The sequence below is a fragment of the Agromyces sp. CF514 genome (assembly GCF_900113185.1).
Lineage (GTDB): Bacteria > Actinomycetota > Actinomycetes > Actinomycetales > Microbacteriaceae > Agromyces.
This window is the reverse complement of record NZ_FOZD01000001.1, coordinates 1,193,464-1,210,535: the sequence shown is the minus strand read 5'-3', so window position 1 is coordinate 1,210,535 and position 17,072 is coordinate 1,193,464. Positions and strand designations below refer to the sequence as shown.

Here is a 17,072-nt window from a genome sequence, read left to right as displayed (position 1 = left end):
GACGAGTTCGGTTCATCAGGAACGATACTTTCCGCTATCGACCGTACCGTCGAAGACATGAACAGCGCAGCCGACACCACCGCATCCACGTCCGCCACCGACATCCGCCCCTTCATCGTCGACGTGCCGCAGGCCGACCTCGACGACCTCGCCGATCGCCTCGCGCGCACCCGGCTCCCCCAGCCCGCCCCCGGCGACGACTGGGCCACCGGCACCCCGAACCACTACCTGCGCGACGCCGTCGAGCAGTGGAAGGCGTTCGACTGGCGCGCGGTCGAGGCCCGGCTCAACGCCGTGCCGCACTTCATCGCCGAGGTCGACGGGCAGCCGATCCACTTCATCCACGTCGTCTCGCCGCACGCCGACGCGACGCCGCTGCTGCTCGCGCACACCTATCCGGGCTCGTCGGCCGACTACCTCGACGTCATCGACCGCCTCGTCGACCCGGTCGCGTACGGCGGGCGTGCCGAAGACGCCTTCAGCGTCGTGATCCCGGATGCCCCGGGCTTCGGGTTCTCGAACCCGGTGCGCGAGTCGGGCTGGACCATGTCGCGGGTGGCCCGCGCGTACGACGCGCTCATGCGCCGACTCGGCTACGAGCGCTACGGCGTGCACGGCTCGGACAACGGCGCGATGGTCGCCCGAGAGCTCGGGCTGCTCGAGCCCGAGGGCTTCCTCGGCCTGCACGTGCTGCAGCTCTTCTCGTTCCCGTCGGGCGACCCGAGCGAGTTCGAGCGCCTCGAGCCCGCCGACTACGCGGGCCTCGAGCACATGCAGTGGTTCCAGAAGGTCGGCGGGTACAACACCATGAACGCGTCGCGGCCGCAGACCGTCGCGGCCGGGCTCAGCGACTCGCCCGTCGGGCTGCTCGCCTACAGCGAGCTGTTCGAGTCCTTCGGCAACGGTACGTCGATGGTGCCGCTCGAGAAGATCCTCACGGCCGTCAGCATCGCCTGGTTCACCAACTCCGCCGCGGGCATGAGCCGGGCGTACTACGAGAACGCGCAGGTCGAGGCCAAGCCCGTCGTGAACCACGCCCGCACCGGCGTCGCCGTCTTCGCCGACGACTTCCAGACCATCAGGGTCTTCGCCGAGCGCGACAACGACACCATCGTGCACTGGAGCCGGTTCGCCGAGGGCGGGCACTTCGCCGCGCTCGAGGTGCCCGACGTGCTCGCGGCCGACATCGCGGCGTTCTTCGCGGGGCAGCGCTGAGCGGGCTCGCAGACGCCTGACGAGGGCGAGCGGATGCCGCGGCCACCGGGTTCGTCCCGGCCGACCGCGGCATCCGCTCGCTCCTTTCGGCGTGGTTCGGGCCCCGCTCGGCGCTCAGCCGAGCAGGAGCGGGATCAGCTGGATGCCGATCGCGCTCGCGACGAACCGGTTGCGCCGATCGGCCGTGAGCTCGCCGACCCACCCGAATCGGCCGATGTCGACGAGCTCGACGAACGTCCCATCGTCCGTGCACACGCCGAAGCCCACCCGGAGGCCGTCGTAGTAGGTGCCGGCGAGCGGTTCGCGCACGACCTCGACGTCGGGCCATCGCGCGACGATCGCCGCAGCGACCCGGTCGCCGAGCACGTCGCGGTCGCCGAGCGACTCGCGGTCGCCGAGCGCGTCACGGTCGCCGACGGTATGTCGGCCACCCGACGAGGTGCGTACGATCGCCCGCGGCGCACTCCCGGCGCCCAGCCCGGCCGACGCCGCGGCCTCCAGCAGCGTGCGATACACGTCCAGGTGCGCGAGCACCGCGTCGACCTCGAAGCCGTCATCAGGGCGGGCGCGCCCGGCGTCGGCGAGGGCGAACAGCCGGAAGTGCGCCGTGTGGCCCGCGGCCCGACCGACCGGCTGCATCCGGAGCGTCTGGTGCAGCGTGCAGAGCCGCGCCTCCGCGCCGGGCGCCCGTCGCATCCGAGACGCAGCCTCGAGGGCGAGCACGTTCGTCGGGTCCGACACGACCTCGACCGGGCGGATCGTCGACAGCACGCGGTCCTGCGAGGTGGGCGCGAGCACGGACGTCGAGCCGAGCGGCGCGACCGGCGACAGCAGCAGGGCGTCGTATCCGGATGCCGCGTCGAGCGCGATCGCGTCGAGGGCCACGCTCGTGCGCAGGCCGACGGGCGAGACGGCGACGAGCGGATCGTCGGTCCACTGCGCGAGCAGCCGGGCGGGGCGACGTCGGGCCGCGGAATCGCGCACCTCGGCGAGCAGCCGGCCGCGACGGTCGTGCACGGCGGGGCGAACGGATGCCGCGTGGCGGTCGTCGGCGTTCATCGCCCCATCATGGCGCGTGCCCACGACCGGCGCACGCGGCATCCGTCACCGCGCTGCACGCCGGCTCAGACCAGCGCGAGCGGATGCGGCGCGCCGATGGCATCCGCCGAGCGGTCGCGTTCGGCCGGGCCGGATGCGACGCGCCGGACGGCACCCGCCGAGCGGTCGCGTTCAGCCGCTTCGGAAGCGGCGGTAGCGCCCGATCGCGACCGCTCGACGCGTTCAGCGGGGCGTGGCGCGGCGCGCGGCGGCACGGCCGCACGGCCGCGCGGCGGGCTCAGCCCAGCAGGCCTCGCGCGTTCACGCCCGCGACCGTGCCGCCGTCGACGAGCAGGTCGATGCCGCTGATGAAGCTCGCGACCTGCGGGTCGAGCAGGAACGCCGCCGCGGCGGCGATGTCGTCGGGCGTGCCGAGGCGCTTCGCGGCCGAGGCGGCGACCATGCCGCGCATCTGCTCGCCCGAGTCGCCGGCGAGCTCCTCCTGCCCCATGGGCGTCGAGATCACGCCGGGGCTGATCGAGTTGATGCGGGCGCCGTGCTCGCCCCAGGCGACGGATGCCGCGGCCACGCGCAGCTGGTTGGCCCGCTTCGCGACGCTGTAGGCGGCACCCGGGTTGGGCAGCCCGGCGAGGAACGACAGCGCGAGCAGCTCGTCGGTCGGCGTCGTCGCGAGCGCTGCGCCGAGCTCGGCCGGCAGGGTGGGCGCGGCGAAGTACGCCGACATGCTCGAGATGACCACGCCCGCACCGCCGGGGGCGATCACGCGCGGGAACTCGTCGAGCACGTGCGCGACGCCGAGCAGGTCGACGGAGAGGATGGCCTGCGTCGGCGCCTGCATGGGCGAGAGCCCGGCGGTGTGGGCGACGTGGGTGACGCGCCCGGCAGCGGCCGCGGCATCCGCGAGCTCCGCGACCGAGGCGCGGTCGGAGACGTCGACGCGGCGCGTGACCACGTCGTGGCCCTCGCCCGTGAGCTGCGCGGCGGCGGCTTCGAGCGTCGCGAGGTTGAAGTCGGCGAGCACCACCCGTCGCCCGTTCGCGATGCGCCTCGCGATCGCGAGCCCCATTCCTCCGACACCGATGACGACGGCGACGTCCTTCTGCATGTTGACCTCCATGTCAATAACGAGACGCTGTGTAGCGTAAATCAGCGCGGCTGAGAATACAATCGACGCCGTGCAGCAGAGTCGAACGAGAGGGCGCCCGCGCAACACCGAGGCCGATCGAGCGATCCTCGAGGCGACGCGCGACCTGCTCGTCGCCGACGGCTACGACGCGCTCACCATGCAGGCCATCGCCGATCGGGCGGGCGTCGCACGCCAGACCGTCTACCGGCGCTGGCCGTCGAAATCGCGGCTCGTCGCCGACATGATGCTCGACGGGCGGTTCGCGGTCGGGTTCGAGGCGCCGACGGATGCCGCGGGCGGCCGCGCCCACGACCGGTCGGGCTCGACCGCGCCCGACGCCGTGCGGGCCTGGCTGCACGCCGCAGCGCTGCAGGTGGAGGACGCCGAGCAGGTCGCCGTGATCCGGGCGCTCGCGTCGGTCGCCGCCGAGAACGACGACGACGGCCGCCTCTACGCCGCGTTCACGGCACCCGGGCGCGCGCACCTCGTCGGGCTGCTGCGCGCGGGCGTCGGGGCCGGAGACCTCCGCGCCGACGCGGATCTCGACGCCGCGGCCGACGCCATGATCGGCGCCGTGCTCTTCACCGCGCTCACGCGCACGCCCGCGCGCCCCGGCAGCCTCGATGCCCTGGCCGACGTGCTCATCTCGGGGCTCGCCGCGCGCTGAGCGCCCTGCACGACGCGCCGCTCGGCGCGCCGCTCGGCGCGCCGCTCGTGCGTCGCTCCCCGTTCGCCCCGCAGCCCCGCGGCGGGCGTCAGGCGCGCCGGGCGAGCTCGAGCGTGTAGTAGACGCTGTTCGGGTCGAGCGAGTAGGAGCCGAAGGGCGGGCACTCGGCGAATCCTGCCTTCTCGTAGAGCGCGCGGGCCGGTGCGAAGAACGGCTCGGTGCCCGTCTCGAGGCTGACGCGCGCGTAGCCGCGTGCACGCGCCTCGTCGAGCACGTGCTCGAGCAGGCGGCGACCGAGGCCGCGGCCGCGCGCCGCGGCATCCGTCCGCATCGACTTGAGCTCGCCGTGCTCGGGCGAGAGCTGCTTGAGCGCGACGCAGCCGAGCAGGTCGTCGCCGTCGGCGACGGCCCAGAACGTGATCGACGGGTCGGCCAGGCCCGAGACGTCGAGCGCGTGCACGCTCTCGGCGGGCGACGTGGCGTGCATGTCGGCGAGGTGGTCTTCGAGCAGGCGCAGCACGCGCGGGTCGGTGAGGTCTCCGGGGGCGATCACGAGTTCAGGCACCGGACGATCCTCCCACCCGCATGCGTCGGGCAGGTTTCGCGGGGTTCGCCTCGACTCCCGGCGCCGGTGAGCTCAGACCCTGGGAGCTCAGACCTCGACCGCGACCCCGTCGACCAGCCACACGGCCCGGTCGTGCACGGATGCCGCGGACGCGTCGATCGCGTCGCGCAGGCCCGCCTCGCCGTCGACGAAGTGCGACCAGCCGTCGTAGTGCGCGAACGTCGCGACCCGCGGAGCCGCGATGCCGACGAGGTCGACGACGTCGCGGCCGGTCATGGTGAACCGCAACGGGCCGGTCACCCCGAACCGCACGCCGCCCACGTTCGCGAGCATGACGTCGATCGAGAGCTCCTCGGCCACCCGCCGAAGCGGCCCGAAGAGCACGGTGTCGCCGGTGATCCACAGCGCGACCTGCTCCTCGCCCTTGCGACGCACGGCGAACCCGATGACGTCGCCGACGATCGGGTGCGTCAGCGGCGGCCCGTGCCGGCACGGCGTCGCGGTGATCACGAGCGTCGGCAGGCCGGGGCGCGGCGCGGCCAGCGTGACCGTCTGCCCCGCCACGAGTCCGTGGAGCCGGTCGGCCGGCACCCGACGACCGGGCTCGCCCTGCGCGAGCCGCCCGGCACCGCTCGCCGTGGTCACCACGGCGCCGGCGGAGGGCAGCATGGCACGCCCGGCGTCGTCGAGGTTGTCGTCGTGATGGTCGTGGCTGACGAGCGCGACGTCGATCGGTCCGAGGTCGTCGACGCCGATCGCCGGACCGGCCGTCTTGGTCGAGCCGGTGCCCCAGCCGAACGAGTAGTGCCGGCCAGCGGGGTCGAACGTCGGGTCCACGAGCAGGCGCCATCCGTCGAGTTCGACGAGCACGGTCGGCCCGCCGATGCGCGTCAGCCTCATGCCGCGAGGATAGGCCACGTTGCACGGCCGCGTCGATGCCCAGTTCGGGCGACCGCGTGGTGCATCAGCCCTCGGCCGAGCTTCCGGCGCGCAGGTCGAGACGCGCCGGCCGCCGACCGCGTGAGAGCAGGAGAGCGAGCAGCAGGGCGACCACGAGCGGGAGCACCGGGACGAACCCGAACTCGCCCAGCAGCCACGACGGGCTGTCGTCGAACGCGCCCGGCAGCAGGTCGGCGACGACCACGTTCCACAGCCCGTGCGCGATCGCAGGCATCCAGACGTCGTGCGTGAGCTCCCAGAGTGCGCCGATCGTGAAGGAGAACAACGCCAGGTTCACCGCGAACCAGAGGAGTGCGACCACAAGGGGCCGATCGGTGGGCGCGTACGCCGCCCACAGGATGATCGGCAGGTGGAACAGGAACCAGACCCCCGCGACGACGGCGTTCGCCGCCCAGAACCCCGTCACCCGACGCAACTGCGGCAGGAGGTACCCGCGCCAGCCGAGCTCCTCGCCGAGCGCGAGCGCGATCGAGGTGGGGATGCCGATGGCGAGCGACACCGGGTCGGGCGACGCGTCGCCCGTTCCTTGAAGGATGCCGGCGAGGCCTCCGAGGAGGTACCCGAGGCCGACGATCGCGATGAGTCCGACGGGGAGGACGAGGCTCCGCCACCCGAACCGCCCGAACCGCGGCCGCACGCCCGAGATCGGCCAGGCCAGGAGCGCCGACGCCGCGGGCGCGAACATCACGGCGTAGACGTAGGCCGTCTGTTCGGGGTTCGCGATGACGAGGGTGGAGAGGAGCGCGACGAGCGGGATCAGGACGATGAAGTACGCGATCAGCGCCGCGCGTGCCGTTCCTCGCGTCATGGGATCCCCTCCGGTTGCGGTGGGCCCATCATCTCGGCCGGCGCGCGTGAGGGCAATGGCCGGAGCGGCGCGCCTACGCTCGTGGCATGGAGCGAACGAACGCGAACCCGGATGCCCTTGCGGAGCAGAGCCGGAAGGCCGGCGAACATGCGACGTCGATCGCGACGACGCGCCCCCTCGTCAACTGGCACGACCTCGCCGAGCAACGTCGACGGTTCGGCGAACGCGCCGCCGACGCGCTTCGGAACGGCATGGGCAGTTGGGCGTTCGTCGCCACCTTCATCGTGTTCATGGTCGTGTGGGCGATCCTGAACACGATCGACGGCGTGGCGTGGGACGTCTACCCGTTCATCCTGCTGAACCTGTTCCTGAGCATGCTCGCTGGCCTGCAGGGCGCGATCCTGCTCATCGCGGCGAAACGGCAGGATGCGCTCTCGGCCGCCCTCGCGCAGCACGACTACGACACGAACGTCGCGGCCGCGGCCGACATCGCCGAACTGCGCAAGACCAACCTCGAGCAGACGGCGATGATCCAGGAGCTGCTCGCGTTCCTGCGTGAGGAGCAGGCTCGTCGAGAGTCCGGCGGCGCGGGCGCAGTCGCCGGCAGCGCCGGCGCAGAGACCGGAAGCGTGGGCCGCCCGGAGTCCTGAGCGGCCCGCGCGAGCTCGCCGCTACGCGCTCGCCGCCACGGTCGACCTGGCGTTCGCGAGCGCCCATTCGAGGGCGTGGTCGGCGACCTCCTCCCAGCCGGGCTCGGCGCAGATCCAGTGCGAGCGGCCCGGGAACTCCACGTACTCGGTGAGCGCGGGCGACTTCGCGTAGTGCTTGGCGTTCGACTTGTTCACGCTCGGCGGCATGATGTGGTCCTTCTCGCCGCCGATGAACAGGAGCGGCGCGCGGTCCTTCGCGTAGTCGACCCACGTCTCCTGGTGGCCGGGCTTGAAGTTCGCGATGAGCCCGTAGGCCCAGATCCAGTTGCCGGGGGCGGGGATCGCGAACTCCTCCCAGACGGCGTCGGAGTCCTCGCGCGAGAGCGTGTTCGCGAATGCGTAGTGGAACTCCTCCGGCGTGAACGCGACCGCGCGGTGGAGGTTCGCGGGGTTCTTCAGCGCCGGGAACAGCGACTTCGCCTGCGACAGCGGCGTCATGCGCACGCCCTCGGTGGGCGCCGAATCGACGACGACGCCGGCCGCGCCGAGCCCGCGGGCCAGCAGCAGTTGGGTGAGGGTGCCGCCGAAGGAATGCCCGATGATGATCGGCGGCTTCGGCAGCGCCTCGATCTGGGCGGCGATGTGGTCGACGGTCTCGGGCACGGTGAGCTTCGCGATGAGGTCGGGCTGCTCGCGCAGGGCCTCGACCTCGATCTCGAACCCCGGGTAGGCGGGCGTGAGCACCGTGAATCCCTTGGCCTCGAAGCGCTCCTTCCAGCCGCGCCAACTGCGCGGGGTCATCCAGAGGCCGTGCACGAGCACGATCGTGTCGGGGGCGTCGGGGGTGATGTCGTCGGTCATGAGCGGTGTCCTTTCGAGGCGGTGAGGCGGTCGGGCGGAGAGGGTGCGGGGAGCGGAGCGGGACGGATGCCGCGGGCGGCCGCCGCGGCATCCGCTCGCTCAGGAGTCGATGAAGGCGAGCAGGTCGGCGTGCAGCCGGTCGCGGGCGGTGTCGGGCAGGCCGTGGGCGCCGCCCTCGTACACGAGCAGGGTGGCGCCGTCGACGAGCTCGGCCGAGCGCGCGCCGCCGACCTCGAATGGCACGATCTGGTCGTCGTCGCCGTGGATCACGAGCGTGGGCACGTCGATCTTGGCCAGGTCGGGCCGGAAGTCCGTGGCCGAGAAGGCGGCGATGCACTCGTAGGCGGCCCGGTGCCCGCACGCCATGCTCTGCAGCCAGAACGCGTCGCGCACGCCCTGCGACACGTCGCCCGAGCGGTTGTTGCCGAAGAACGGCCCGTCGGCGAGGTCGCGGTAGAGCTGCGAGCGATCGGATGCCTCGCCTGCGCGGATGCCGTCGAACACCGCGATCGGCAGTCCGCCCGGGTTGTCGTCGGTGGCCAGCATGAGCGGCGGCACCGCCGAGACGAACACGAGCTTCGCCACGCGGGCCGACCCGTGCCGGCCGACGTAGTGCGCGATCTCGCCGCCGCCGGTCGAGTGCCCGACGAGCGTGAGGTCGGTGAGGTCGAGGGCGTCGATGAGGCAGGCAAGGTCGTCGGCGTAGGTGTCCATCTCGTTGCCGTTCCACGTCTGGCTCGAGCGCCCGTGGCCGCGCCGGTCGTGCGCGATCGCGCGGTGCCCGTGCTCAGCGAGGAACAGCGCGGCGGCCTCCCACGCGTCGGCGTTGAGGGGCCAACCGTGACTCAGCAGCACGGGCGTGCCGCCGGATCCCCAGTCCTTGTAGAAGATCTGCGCGCCGTCATCGGCGGTGACGTAGGGCATGGCGCCTCCATCCTGCTGGCGACTCGCGGGTGCGACTCGCGGATGCCTCGATGCTGGCGCGCGGCGGCACGGCACCGAACCACGTGGTGCGCGTAGTCATGAGTCGTCACGCGCGGACCCGCCGGCCGAGGAGGCGCGCAGCGGCATCGCGAGGCCTTCGATCAGCCCGCGGGATACCGCTCCGCGAGTTGGCGGCGCGACGTGATGCCGAGCTTCCGGAACACCTTGCGCAGGTGGTAGTCGACCGTGTTCGCGCTGATGAACAGCTCGGCGCCGATCTCGGCGTTCGTGCGGCCCGCCGAGGCGAGTCGGGCGACCGTCGCCTCCTGCGGGGTGAGGGCGTCGGCCGTGGACTCCCCCGGCACGTGGGCGACGACGTGCTCGCCGGTCGCCTCGAGCTCGCGACGGGCGCGTGCGGCGAACGCGGGCGCCGCGACCCGTTCGAAGATCGCGAGCGCGACGCGCAGCTGCTCGCGCGCATCACGACGGCGCTTCACGCGTCGCAGCCACTCGCCGTAGACGAGGTGGGCGCGCCCGAGCTCGCCGCGAGAGCCGGTCGCGGCGAGATACCCGATCGCCTCGCGGTAGAGCGCGTCGGCGTCGGCGTCGGCCGCGAGGAGCGCAGCGGCCCGTGCCGACACGCCCCTGATCCACGGCGTGCCGCTCACCTCGGCGAACCGCGCCAGCCGGGCCGCGGCGTCGCGCACGGCGGGCTCGTCGCCGCGACCACTGCGCGCGCCCGCCTCGACGAGCTCGGGAAGCTGCTGGTACGTCACCTGCAGGAAGTCCCGCGCGACCATGGGCGCGAGGCGGGCGTACGCGGCATCCGGTCGTCCGTCGGCGAGATCGCGCGTGCTGAGGCCCGTCATCGCGATCGTGTGCGCCCCGACGAACCCGCTGGCGAGTGTGCCCTGCGCCACCTGCTCGACGACCTCGACCGGCGCGCCGGCCCAGGCGAGCACCGCGGCGTTCACGACCTGCTCGGCGTCGTAGCCGATGGCGCGACGGAGCTCGCGCACCTCCTCGACGTAGCGAGCGGATGCCGCGGGGTCGCCGCGCACGAGCTCCACCTCGCCGAGCAGCCACAGGGTCGTGTCGAGCACGCGCAGGTTGCCGGTGTCGCGAGCCGCGGACGCGGTGCGCTCGAGCAGGTCGATGCAGGCCTGCTCGTCCCAGAGGCCCATCGTCAACGCGATGCCGAAGTACCCGAGGTCGAGCAGTTGCGCGTCGTCGGAGGCCACGAGCATCTCGACGGCCGCGCGCATGGGCGGCACCGCCTGCTCGTAGGGCAGCAGGATGTGCGCCGCGAGGCCGCGCAACGCGATCGACCTCGGCCCGTCGGCGACGTCGGCGCCGGCCGCGAGCCGCTCTCCGAGCTCGGGCAGCGTCGCACCCGCGACCGCCCACTCGGCCGTCAGCTCGACCTCGAACGCCCGCACGAGGGCACGCTGCTCGAGCTCGGGCGCGAGTCCGTGGAACAGCTCGGCGGCGCGCAGCAGGTTCGCCGTGCCGCCGAGCACCCCCTCGGCGTCGGCCACGAACAGCGCGAGCATCGCACGCAGCAGGAGCAGGCGGCCCTCGGTGACCGGGTCGGCGGTCGCCGGGTCGATGCGATCGAGCAGCTCGAGCGCGAGCTGCGCGGCACCGGCCGCCGCCGCGGCCTCGGCCGCCGCGATGAGCCGGGCGTCGCGCAGGGGGCCGGGCGTCGTGAGGTCGGCGGCCCCGGCGAGCAGGCGCGCTCGTGAGGCGGTGCCGCCGCGGCCGCCCGCGGCATCCGCCGCCAGTTCCATGCGGTCGGCGACCGCGTCGTCGACGCCCGCCGCGGCCGCAGCCGCATGCCAGACCGCGAGATCGGGCCGCCCGTGCGCGTCGGCCACCTCGCGCAGCATCGCGTGCACCTCGCGTCGCTCCGCGGCGGGCATGGCGTTGTAGACCGCCGCGCGAACGAGCGGATGCCGGAACCGCACGCGTTCACGCACCGACACGAGCCCGGCGAGCTCGGCCGGGCCCGCGGCATCCGCCCCCGCCCCGAGCCGCGCGGCCGCCTCGTCGATGAGTTCGGGGCGCCCCGTGGACTCGGCCGCCGCGATGCCGAGCCAGCGCCGGGTCGGGTCGGGCAGCGCCTCGACCCTGCGCAGGTACGTGGACTCGAGGCGCAGGCCGATCGGCACCGGCCCGAGCGCGAGCGAGGAATCGGTGAGCTGCTGGGCGGTGAACTCCCGGCCGAGGTCGATGAGCGCGAGCGGGTTGCCGCCGGTCTCCTCGGCGAACCGCGTCGCGAGGTACGGGTCGACCGGTTCGTCGGCCGCCCGGTTCAGCAGCTGCACCGACGTGGGCCCGTCGAGCCCGCCGAGCTCGAGCACGGCGACCCCGGCCGCCGTGACATCGACCCGGGCGTCGGGCCGCGTCGCGAGCATCAGTGCGACGGACTCGGCCTCGAGCCGACGACCCACGAACGCGAGCACCTCGAGCGACTCGACGTCGACGAGGTGCGCGTCGTCGATCACGCACACGAGCGGCTGCCGCTCGGCCGCCGCCGCGAGCAGCGAGAGCATGCCGAGCCCCACGAGATAGCGGTCGGGCGGCGGGCCGTCGTCGACGCCCGCCGCGATGCGCAGTGCCGCCGCCTGCCGTTCCGGAAGCGACTCGACGAGCTCGGTGAACGGGGCGCCGAGCCGCTGCAGCGCCGCGTAGGGCATCGCCTGCTCGGCCTCGAAGCCGTGGGCGCGCACCACCCGCGCGCCGACGACCTCGCGCGTGGCCTCGTCGAGCAGTGCCGTCTTGCCGATGCCCGGCTCGCCGCGGATCAGCAGCGCCGAACCGCGCCCGTTGCGCGCCGAACCGACCAGCTCGGCGAGGCGCTCACGCTCGCCGGCACGGCCGAGGAGCGCGGACGGTCTCGTGTCGATGCTGACCACCGTAGTGGAGCGCTCTCACCCAGCGCCATCGCGGGTTTTCGAGGAACGGCCCGCGCCTAGAGCGCCCCGGTGGCCGGCGTCTCGCGCACGCGCCCGCCGCCCTCGAAGACGAGCAGCCGGTCGGCGAGCTTGTCGACGAAGAAGCGGTCGTGGCTCACGACGACGACGGCGCCCGGGAAGTGCGTGAGGGCCCGCTCCATGACCTGCGTCGAGGTGATGTCGAGGTGGTTCGTGGGCTCGTCGAGCACGATCACGGCCGCGCCCGAGAGCAGGCACTGGGCGATCGCGACCCGGGCACGCTGGCCGCCCGAGAGGGTGCCGATCTTCTGCTGGAGGTCGGCCTCCGAGAACTGGAGCATCGCGAGGAACCGGTTCACCGACTTCTTCGTCGCGGTGAACGCGAGCGAGTCGGGGTAGGCGTTCACGGCGTGGCCCACCGAGTCGTCGAGATCCAGCTCGGCGTAGACCCGGTTGTACGACACGAACCTGGCGCCCTTCGCCCAGCGCACGCTGCCGGCATCCGCCTCGGTCTCGCCCGTGAGCACGTCGAGCAGCGTCGACTTGCCCGAGCCGTTCGAGCCGAGCACCGCGACGCGGTCGCCGCGGTGCAGGTCGAACGAGACGCCCTCGAAGAGCGGCTCGCCGCCGAATCCCTTCGACAGGCCCGTCACGGTGAGCAGGTCGTTGCTGACGCGCAGGCCCTCGTAGATGCCCGTGATGATCTGGTCGATCGGGCGCGGCGCCTGCCGCTTCTTGATGTCGGCGAGGCGTCGGGCGACCGCGTTCGAGGGGTTGCGGGCGGCCTCGCGGCGGGCGGCCGAGGCGGCCTGCTCGTAGGCCAGCAGCTCCTCTTCATGCGCGAACTGCTTCTCGAGCATCTTCAGTCGCGACTGCTTCGCGTGCACGTAGGCCGAGTAGTCGCCCTCGTACTCCTGCAGGCGGTAGTTCTCGAGCTCGATGATGCGCGTCACGACCCCGTCGAGGAACTGGCGGTCGTGGCTGACCACGAGCACCGCGCCCGCGAAGCCCTGCAGCCAGTTCTCGATCCACTTGACGCCGTCGAGGTCGAGGAAGTTGGTCGGCTCGTCGAGCAGCAGCACGTCGGGCGCCTGCACGAGGATCTGCGCCAGCGCGGCGCGGTTGCGCCATCCGCCCGAGAGCCGGTCGACCGGCAGCGCCCGGCGTTCGGCGTCGAAGCCGAGGCGCGTGAGCACGGTGTCGATGGTCGTCTCGTACGTCCAGCCGCCGATGTGGTCCATGCGCTCGAACAGCCCGCCCTGCTCGGTCAGCAGCCGCGTCATCTCGTCGTCGCCCATGGGCTCGGCGAGCGCCAGGCCGATCTCGTCGAGGCGCGCCTGCGTCTCGTGCACGTCGGCGAAGTGCCCGCTCAGGATCTGCTGCACGCTCTGCTCGCCGTCGAGCTCCGAGAACTGCGAGAAGTAGCCGATCGTCGTGCCGAGGGTGACGTCGCGCGTGCCGCTCTCGGGCTCGCGTCGGCCGAGCACGACCTCGAGCAGGCTCGTCTTGCCCGTGCCGTTCTTGCCGATGAGGCCCACGCGGTCGCCCTGCTTGAGCTTGAGGAACGCCTCCTTCAGCACGGGTCGCCCGTCGAACTCGATGGCGACGTCGTTCAGGCGGATCAGGCTCACGGGGGTCCTCTCGGTGGCGGCTCGCGTCGGTCGCGGCGGCGGCGATCTCGATGAGCGGATGCCGCGGGCCGAAGTTGCGGCGCCCACCAGCGTACGTGCCGTCGCTCGGCGGCGGCGCCGGGGCATCCGCCACGCACTGCCGTCTTCTCCCCTGCCGGCGGAGGAGATTCGCGCGAGCGGAGGACGCCTCGGCGAGAACGGCCCTCCGCCGGCGCGAATCTCCTCCCGTCCTGTCCCGTCCCGTCCTGTCGCGCACTCGACGCCCGGCCGTGACGATGTCGGATGCCGCGGGTAACGTGTGCGGCGGACGAGAGGGGCTCCACCGATGACCGATGCCCGCGCGACCGCGCTCGAAGACCTTCGCTCGACCCTGACCGGCACGCTCGTGCTGCCCGGCGAACCCGAGTACGACGCCGCGAGGTCGCCGTGGAACCTGGGGGTCGACCAGCGGCCGGCCGCCGTCGCGACGCCGGCCGACGTCGCCGATGTGCAGGCGATCCTCGCGACCGCCCGCGCCACGGGCCTCGGCGTGACGACGCAGCCCAACGGGCACGGGGCGACCGACGCGCTCGAGGGCGTCCTGCTCGTCAGGCCTTCGGCGTTCGACGAGATCACGGTCGACGTCGAGGGCCGCACGCTGCGGGTCGGCGCCGGTGTGAACTGGGGCGCCGCACTGCAGGCGCTCGACGGCACCGGGCTCATCGGCCTCGCGGGGTCGAACCCCGAGGTCAACGTCGTGGGCCTCGCCCTGAACGGCGGGCACTCGATGTTCAGCCGCCTGCACGGGCTCACCGCCCGGTCGATCGTCGCGGTCGAGCTCGTCGACGCATCGGGCGAGGTGCGGCGCGTCACCGACGCCGACGACGCCGAACTCGCGTGGGCGCTGCGCGGCGGCGGCGGGCTCTTCGGCGTCGTCACGGCGATCGAGCTCGAACTGTTCGAGGCCGACGTGCTCTTCGGCGGAGGCCTGGTGTTCCCGTCCGAGAGCGCGGTGCCCGTGATCTCGGCCGCGTTCGCGCTCGCCCGCGACGTGCCCGAGCTCGGCCTCGACGTCGGCATGATGCAGTTCCCCGACCTGCCCGTCATGCCGCCCCACCTGCGCGGCCGCGTCGTCGCGTCCGTCGGCCTCGTGCACGTCGGCGACGAGGCATCGGGGCGGGCGCTCGCCGAACGGCTGCTCGCCGTCGCCGAGCCCATCGCGAACTCGCTCACGGCGTTCACCATCGGTTCGCTCGCGGCCGTCGCCGCCGAGCCGACCGACCCCATGCCGACCGCCGATTTCGGCGCCTCGATCGGCAGTGACGACGACGGCTTCGCGGCCGCCTTCGTCGAGGGGTTCCTCGCAGGCGCTGCGCACGGGCTGACCCGCGCCGGCCTGCGGGCCATGGGCGGCGCGACGGCCGAGGAGCTCGGCTCCGAGCTGTCGGCGGTCGGGGCGGTGCACGCACCCCTGCTGCTGAACGCGGGCGTGCTGCTCATGGGGCCCGCCGTCGACCCCGTGGTGGCGCTTCAACCGCTTCGCGACCTCGACGCACGATACGGCGTGGCGGGCGGCGTGCCGACGATGCTCGGCCCCGGCCCGCTCTCCCTCGCCTATCCGCCCGAGGTGCTCGAGCGGCTCGCCGCCGTCAAGCAGCGGGTCGACCCGTCGGGCGTCATCCGGAGCAACCGGGCGATCACGGGCTGACCGGCGTGCATCGGCTCGATCGGGCGACGGCGCGACGCGTCGCGGTGCACGCCCAGCTGCTCACCGCCGATCGGCCGACCGACCTGGTCGCCATGGTGCACCACCTCACCCTGCTGCAGGTCGACCCGACCGCGGCGGTCGCACCGAACGCCGACCTCGTCTCGTGGAGCCGCCTCGGCTCGGAGTACCGCCCCGCCGAACTCGTCCGTGCGGTCGAGCACGACCGCACGCTGTTCGAGTTCGATGCGCTCGTGCGCCCGGTCGGCGACATCCCCCTGTTCCGGGCCGAGATGGCCGAATGGCCGACCTGGCCGAGGGCCCGTGAGTGGCTCGAGCAGAACGCGTCGTTCCGCCGCGACATCCTGGAGCGATTCGAGGCCTCCCCCGAGCCGTTGACGTCGCGCGAGCTCGACGACACCAGCGTCGTGCCGTGGCAGTCGACCGGTTGGACCCACAACCGCAATGTCGGCCGGATGCTCGAGTGCCTCGCCATGCAGGGCGAGATCGCCATCACGGGGCGCCGCGGGCGAGAGCGGCTCTTCACGATCGCCGGTCGCGTGCATCCGTCGTTCGATGCCCCGCCGGCCCTCACGCTCGAGCAGGCGACCGCCGAGCGCGACGCCCGACGACTCACCGCACTCGGCATCGCGAGGGCGAAGTCCACGAAGATGCCGCTCGAGCCCGTCGACGTCGGCGCCGCCGGTGAGCCTGCCGAGGTCGAGGGGGTGCCCGGCGAATGGCGCGTCGACCCCGCCGCGCTCGACGCCGTCCGATCGGGCTTCGCCGGCCGCACCGCACTGCTCTCTCCGTTCGACCGCCTGGTCTACGACCGGGTGAAGGCGCAGCAGCTCTTCGACTTCGAGTACACGCTCGAGATGTACAAGCCCGAGGCGAAGCGCCGGTGGGGGTACTTCGCGCTGCCGATCCTGCACGGCGACCGACTCGTGGGCAAGCTCGACGCCCGGGCCGACCGCAAGGCCGGCGCGTTCACCGTGCATGCGGTGCACGAGGACGAGCCGTTCGATCGCGCCACTCGGGCGGCCGTCGACGCCGAGATCCGCGATCTCGCCGCCTGGCTCGAACTCGAGCCGGTCTTCGCCGGGCGCTGACCCGGGCCGCCGACGCACGGCGCGAGAGCGGCAGCGCACGAGCGGCAGCGCGCGAACGACAGCGCGAGAACGACAGCGCGAGAGCGCCGAGCTCTAGGCCTCGTCGAGGAAGGCGATCGCGCCGTGGCGGAACTCCCGCGAGACGGGCGCATTGAAGTGGTGGCGCCTCGGCAACTCGAGGAACCTGCTGCCGGGCGTCGCGGCCGCGAGCAGGCGAGAGCGTTCGAGGATCGCGTCGTCGCTGCCCGTGGCGAAGAGCACGGGCTGCCGCGGCGGGTTCGCGACATCGGGATCGGCGTCGCCCAGCCGCATGCCCTCGGCGAGCGCGATGAGGGCGCCGAGGTCGTTGCCCGGCACGCGCTCGGTGAGCATCACGTAGTTGCGCGTGACCGCGTCTTCGACGGGCGTGCCGTGTTCGAGGTAGGCACGTGCCTGGTCGATCTGCAGCCGGGCGAGGGGGCGCCCGTCGGGGATGCCGCCGAGCACGGCCCGATCGACGCGCTCGGGGTGCACGACGGCGACCTGCCAGCCGACGCGCGCGCCGAGGGAGTAGCCGATGTAGTGCACGTTCTCGAGCAGGTAGGTGTCGAGCACGGTCACGACGTCCTCGACGAAGAGGTCCATGACGTAGGCGAGGTCGAGGTGCGGCTTGTCGCTCGCTCCGTGCCCGCGCTGGTCGATGGCCAGCACGCGGTACCCGGCGCGCGTGAGGTCGCGCACCCATCCGGTGATCACCCAGTTGTCGCGCGCACTCGACGCGAACCCGTGCACGAGCAGCACGGTCGGCGCGTCGTCGTCGCCCCACGTGTACGTCGCGATGCGACGCCCGTTGGTGCTCATGACGAACTGCGGGGCTGGCATGTCGGTCATGCCG

At 73.0% G+C, this 17,072-nt stretch carries 15 protein-coding genes; 5 read left to right on the top strand and 10 right to left on the bottom strand.

Annotated elements, in window-relative coordinates; translation table 11 throughout:
* The first annotated feature begins 57 nt into the window (after positions 1 to 57).
* Positions 58 to 1,215, top strand: coding sequence for an epoxide hydrolase family protein (locus BM342_RS05270; protein ID WP_092964398.1), 1,158 nt, complete (start codon positions 58 to 60; stop codon positions 1,213 to 1,215).
* A 114-nt stretch (positions 1,216 to 1,329) separates the two neighbouring features.
* Here the strand turns inward: BM342_RS05270 and BM342_RS05265 are convergent, their stop codons facing one another.
* On the bottom strand, positions 1,330 to 2,274 hold the full coding sequence (locus BM342_RS05265) for a hypothetical protein (RefSeq protein WP_092964397.1): 945 nt from the start codon (positions 2,272 to 2,274) through the stop codon (positions 1,330 to 1,332).
* A 277-nt stretch (positions 2,275 to 2,551) separates the two neighbouring features.
* Positions 2,552 to 3,379 carry an SDR family oxidoreductase gene (locus BM342_RS05260; protein WP_092966568.1) on the bottom strand — a complete coding sequence of 276 codons (828 nt, stop codon included), beginning with the start codon at positions 3,377 to 3,379 and terminating at the stop codon, positions 2,552 to 2,554.
* 70 nt (positions 3,380 to 3,449) lie between these two features.
* Between BM342_RS05260 and BM342_RS05255 the strand changes: the two genes are divergently transcribed.
* Positions 3,450 to 4,067 carry a TetR/AcrR family transcriptional regulator gene (locus BM342_RS05255; protein ID WP_092964396.1) on the top strand — a complete coding sequence of 206 codons (618 nt, stop codon included), beginning with the start codon at positions 3,450 to 3,452 and terminating at the stop codon, positions 4,065 to 4,067.
* Positions 4,068 to 4,155: 88 nt separating this feature from the next.
* On the opposite strand, the gene BM342_RS05250 is transcribed toward BM342_RS05255, so the two are convergent.
* The 3 genes from BM342_RS05250 to BM342_RS05240 form a co-directional block, all read right to left on the bottom strand.
* Positions 4,156 to 4,632: a GNAT family N-acetyltransferase gene (locus BM342_RS05250; RefSeq protein WP_255368541.1), complete on the bottom strand. Its 477-nt coding sequence runs from the start codon at positions 4,630 to 4,632 to the stop codon at positions 4,156 to 4,158.
* 87 nt (positions 4,633 to 4,719) lie between these two features.
* Entirely contained in the window at positions 4,720 to 5,532 is an 813-nt protein-coding gene (locus BM342_RS05245; RefSeq protein WP_092964395.1) for an MBL fold metallo-hydrolase, read from the bottom strand.
* A gap of 64 nt (positions 5,533 to 5,596) precedes the next feature.
* Entirely contained in the window at positions 5,597 to 6,400 is an 804-nt protein-coding gene (locus BM342_RS05240) for a CPBP family intramembrane glutamic endopeptidase (RefSeq protein WP_092964394.1), read from the bottom strand.
* 86 nt (positions 6,401 to 6,486) lie between these two features.
* Here BM342_RS05240 and BM342_RS05235 point away from each other — a divergent pair, with 86 nt between their 5' ends.
* Positions 6,487 to 7,050, top strand: a complete 564-nt coding sequence (locus BM342_RS05235; RefSeq protein WP_369823106.1) for a DUF1003 domain-containing protein — start codon at positions 6,487 to 6,489, stop codon at positions 7,048 to 7,050.
* A 21-nt stretch (positions 7,051 to 7,071) separates the two neighbouring features.
* Here the strand turns inward: BM342_RS05235 and BM342_RS05230 are convergent, their stop codons facing one another.
* The 4 genes from BM342_RS05230 to BM342_RS05215 form a co-directional block, all read right to left on the bottom strand.
* Positions 7,072 to 7,911 carry an alpha/beta hydrolase gene (locus tag BM342_RS05230; protein WP_092964393.1) on the bottom strand — a complete coding sequence of 280 codons (840 nt, stop codon included), beginning with the start codon at positions 7,909 to 7,911 and terminating at the stop codon, positions 7,072 to 7,074.
* 99 nt (positions 7,912 to 8,010) lie between these two features.
* Positions 8,011 to 8,835, bottom strand: a complete 825-nt coding sequence (locus BM342_RS05225) for an alpha/beta fold hydrolase (RefSeq protein WP_092964392.1) — start codon at positions 8,833 to 8,835, stop codon at positions 8,011 to 8,013.
* A gap of 161 nt (positions 8,836 to 8,996) precedes the next feature.
* Complete coding sequence (locus tag BM342_RS05220; RefSeq protein ID WP_255368540.1) at positions 8,997 to 11,753, bottom strand: AAA family ATPase; 2,757 nt, start codon at positions 11,751 to 11,753, stop codon at positions 8,997 to 8,999.
* A gap of 56 nt (positions 11,754 to 11,809) precedes the next feature.
* A complete protein-coding gene (locus tag BM342_RS05215; RefSeq protein ID WP_092964391.1) occupies positions 11,810 to 13,402 on the bottom strand; it encodes an ABC-F family ATP-binding cassette domain-containing protein in 1,593 nt (530 codons plus the stop codon).
* Positions 13,403 to 13,727: 325 nt separating this feature from the next.
* Between BM342_RS05215 and BM342_RS05210 the strand changes: the two genes are divergently transcribed.
* The gene (locus tag BM342_RS05210) at positions 13,728 to 15,089 is read left to right on the top strand and encodes an FAD-binding oxidoreductase (protein WP_092964390.1); all 1,362 of its coding nucleotides are present in this window, start codon (positions 13,728 to 13,730) and stop codon (positions 15,087 to 15,089) included.
* 5 nt (positions 15,090 to 15,094) lie between these two features.
* Positions 15,095 to 16,198 carry a DNA glycosylase AlkZ-like family protein gene (locus BM342_RS05205; protein ID WP_255368538.1) on the top strand — a complete coding sequence of 368 codons (1,104 nt, stop codon included), beginning with the start codon at positions 15,095 to 15,097 and terminating at the stop codon, positions 16,196 to 16,198.
* Between the two features lie 93 nt (positions 16,199 to 16,291).
* Here BM342_RS05205 and BM342_RS05200 read toward each other — a convergent pair whose 3' ends face one another.
* Positions 16,292 to 17,068, bottom strand: a complete 777-nt coding sequence (locus BM342_RS05200; RefSeq protein WP_255368537.1) for an alpha/beta fold hydrolase — start codon at positions 17,066 to 17,068, stop codon at positions 16,292 to 16,294.
* Positions 17,069 to 17,072 lie beyond the last annotated feature (4 nt).

Coding starts and splice junctions, on each gene's coding strand:
- BM342_RS05225 (WP_092964392.1), bottom strand. CDS start 8,835: ATGCCCTACGTCACCGCCGATGACGGCGCGCAGATCTTCTACAAGGAC.
- BM342_RS05240 (WP_092964394.1), bottom strand. CDS start 6,400: ATGACGCGAGGAACGGCACGCGCGGCGCTGATCGCGTACTTCATCGTC.
- BM342_RS05260 (WP_092966568.1), bottom strand. CDS start 3,379: ATGCAGAAGGACGTCGCCGTCGTCATCGGTGTCGGAGGAATGGGGCTC.
- BM342_RS05200 (WP_255368537.1), bottom strand. CDS start 17,068: ATGACCGACATGCCAGCCCCGCAGTTCGTCATGAGCACCAACGGGCGT.
- BM342_RS05245 (WP_092964395.1), bottom strand. CDS start 5,532: ATGAGGCTGACGCGCATCGGCGGGCCGACCGTGCTCGTCGAACTCGAC.
- BM342_RS05270 (WP_092964398.1), top strand. CDS start 58: ATGAACAGCGCAGCCGACACCACCGCATCCACGTCCGCCACCGACATC.
- BM342_RS05235 (WP_369823106.1), top strand. CDS start 6,487: ATGGAGCGAACGAACGCGAACCCGGATGCCCTTGCGGAGCAGAGCCGG.
- BM342_RS05265 (WP_092964397.1), bottom strand. CDS start 2,274: ATGAACGCCGACGACCGCCACGCGGCATCCGTTCGCCCCGCCGTGCAC.
- BM342_RS05230 (WP_092964393.1), bottom strand. CDS start 7,911: ATGACCGACGACATCACCCCCGACGCCCCCGACACGATCGTGCTCGTG.
- BM342_RS05210 (WP_092964390.1), top strand. CDS start 13,728: ATGACCGATGCCCGCGCGACCGCGCTCGAAGACCTTCGCTCGACCCTG.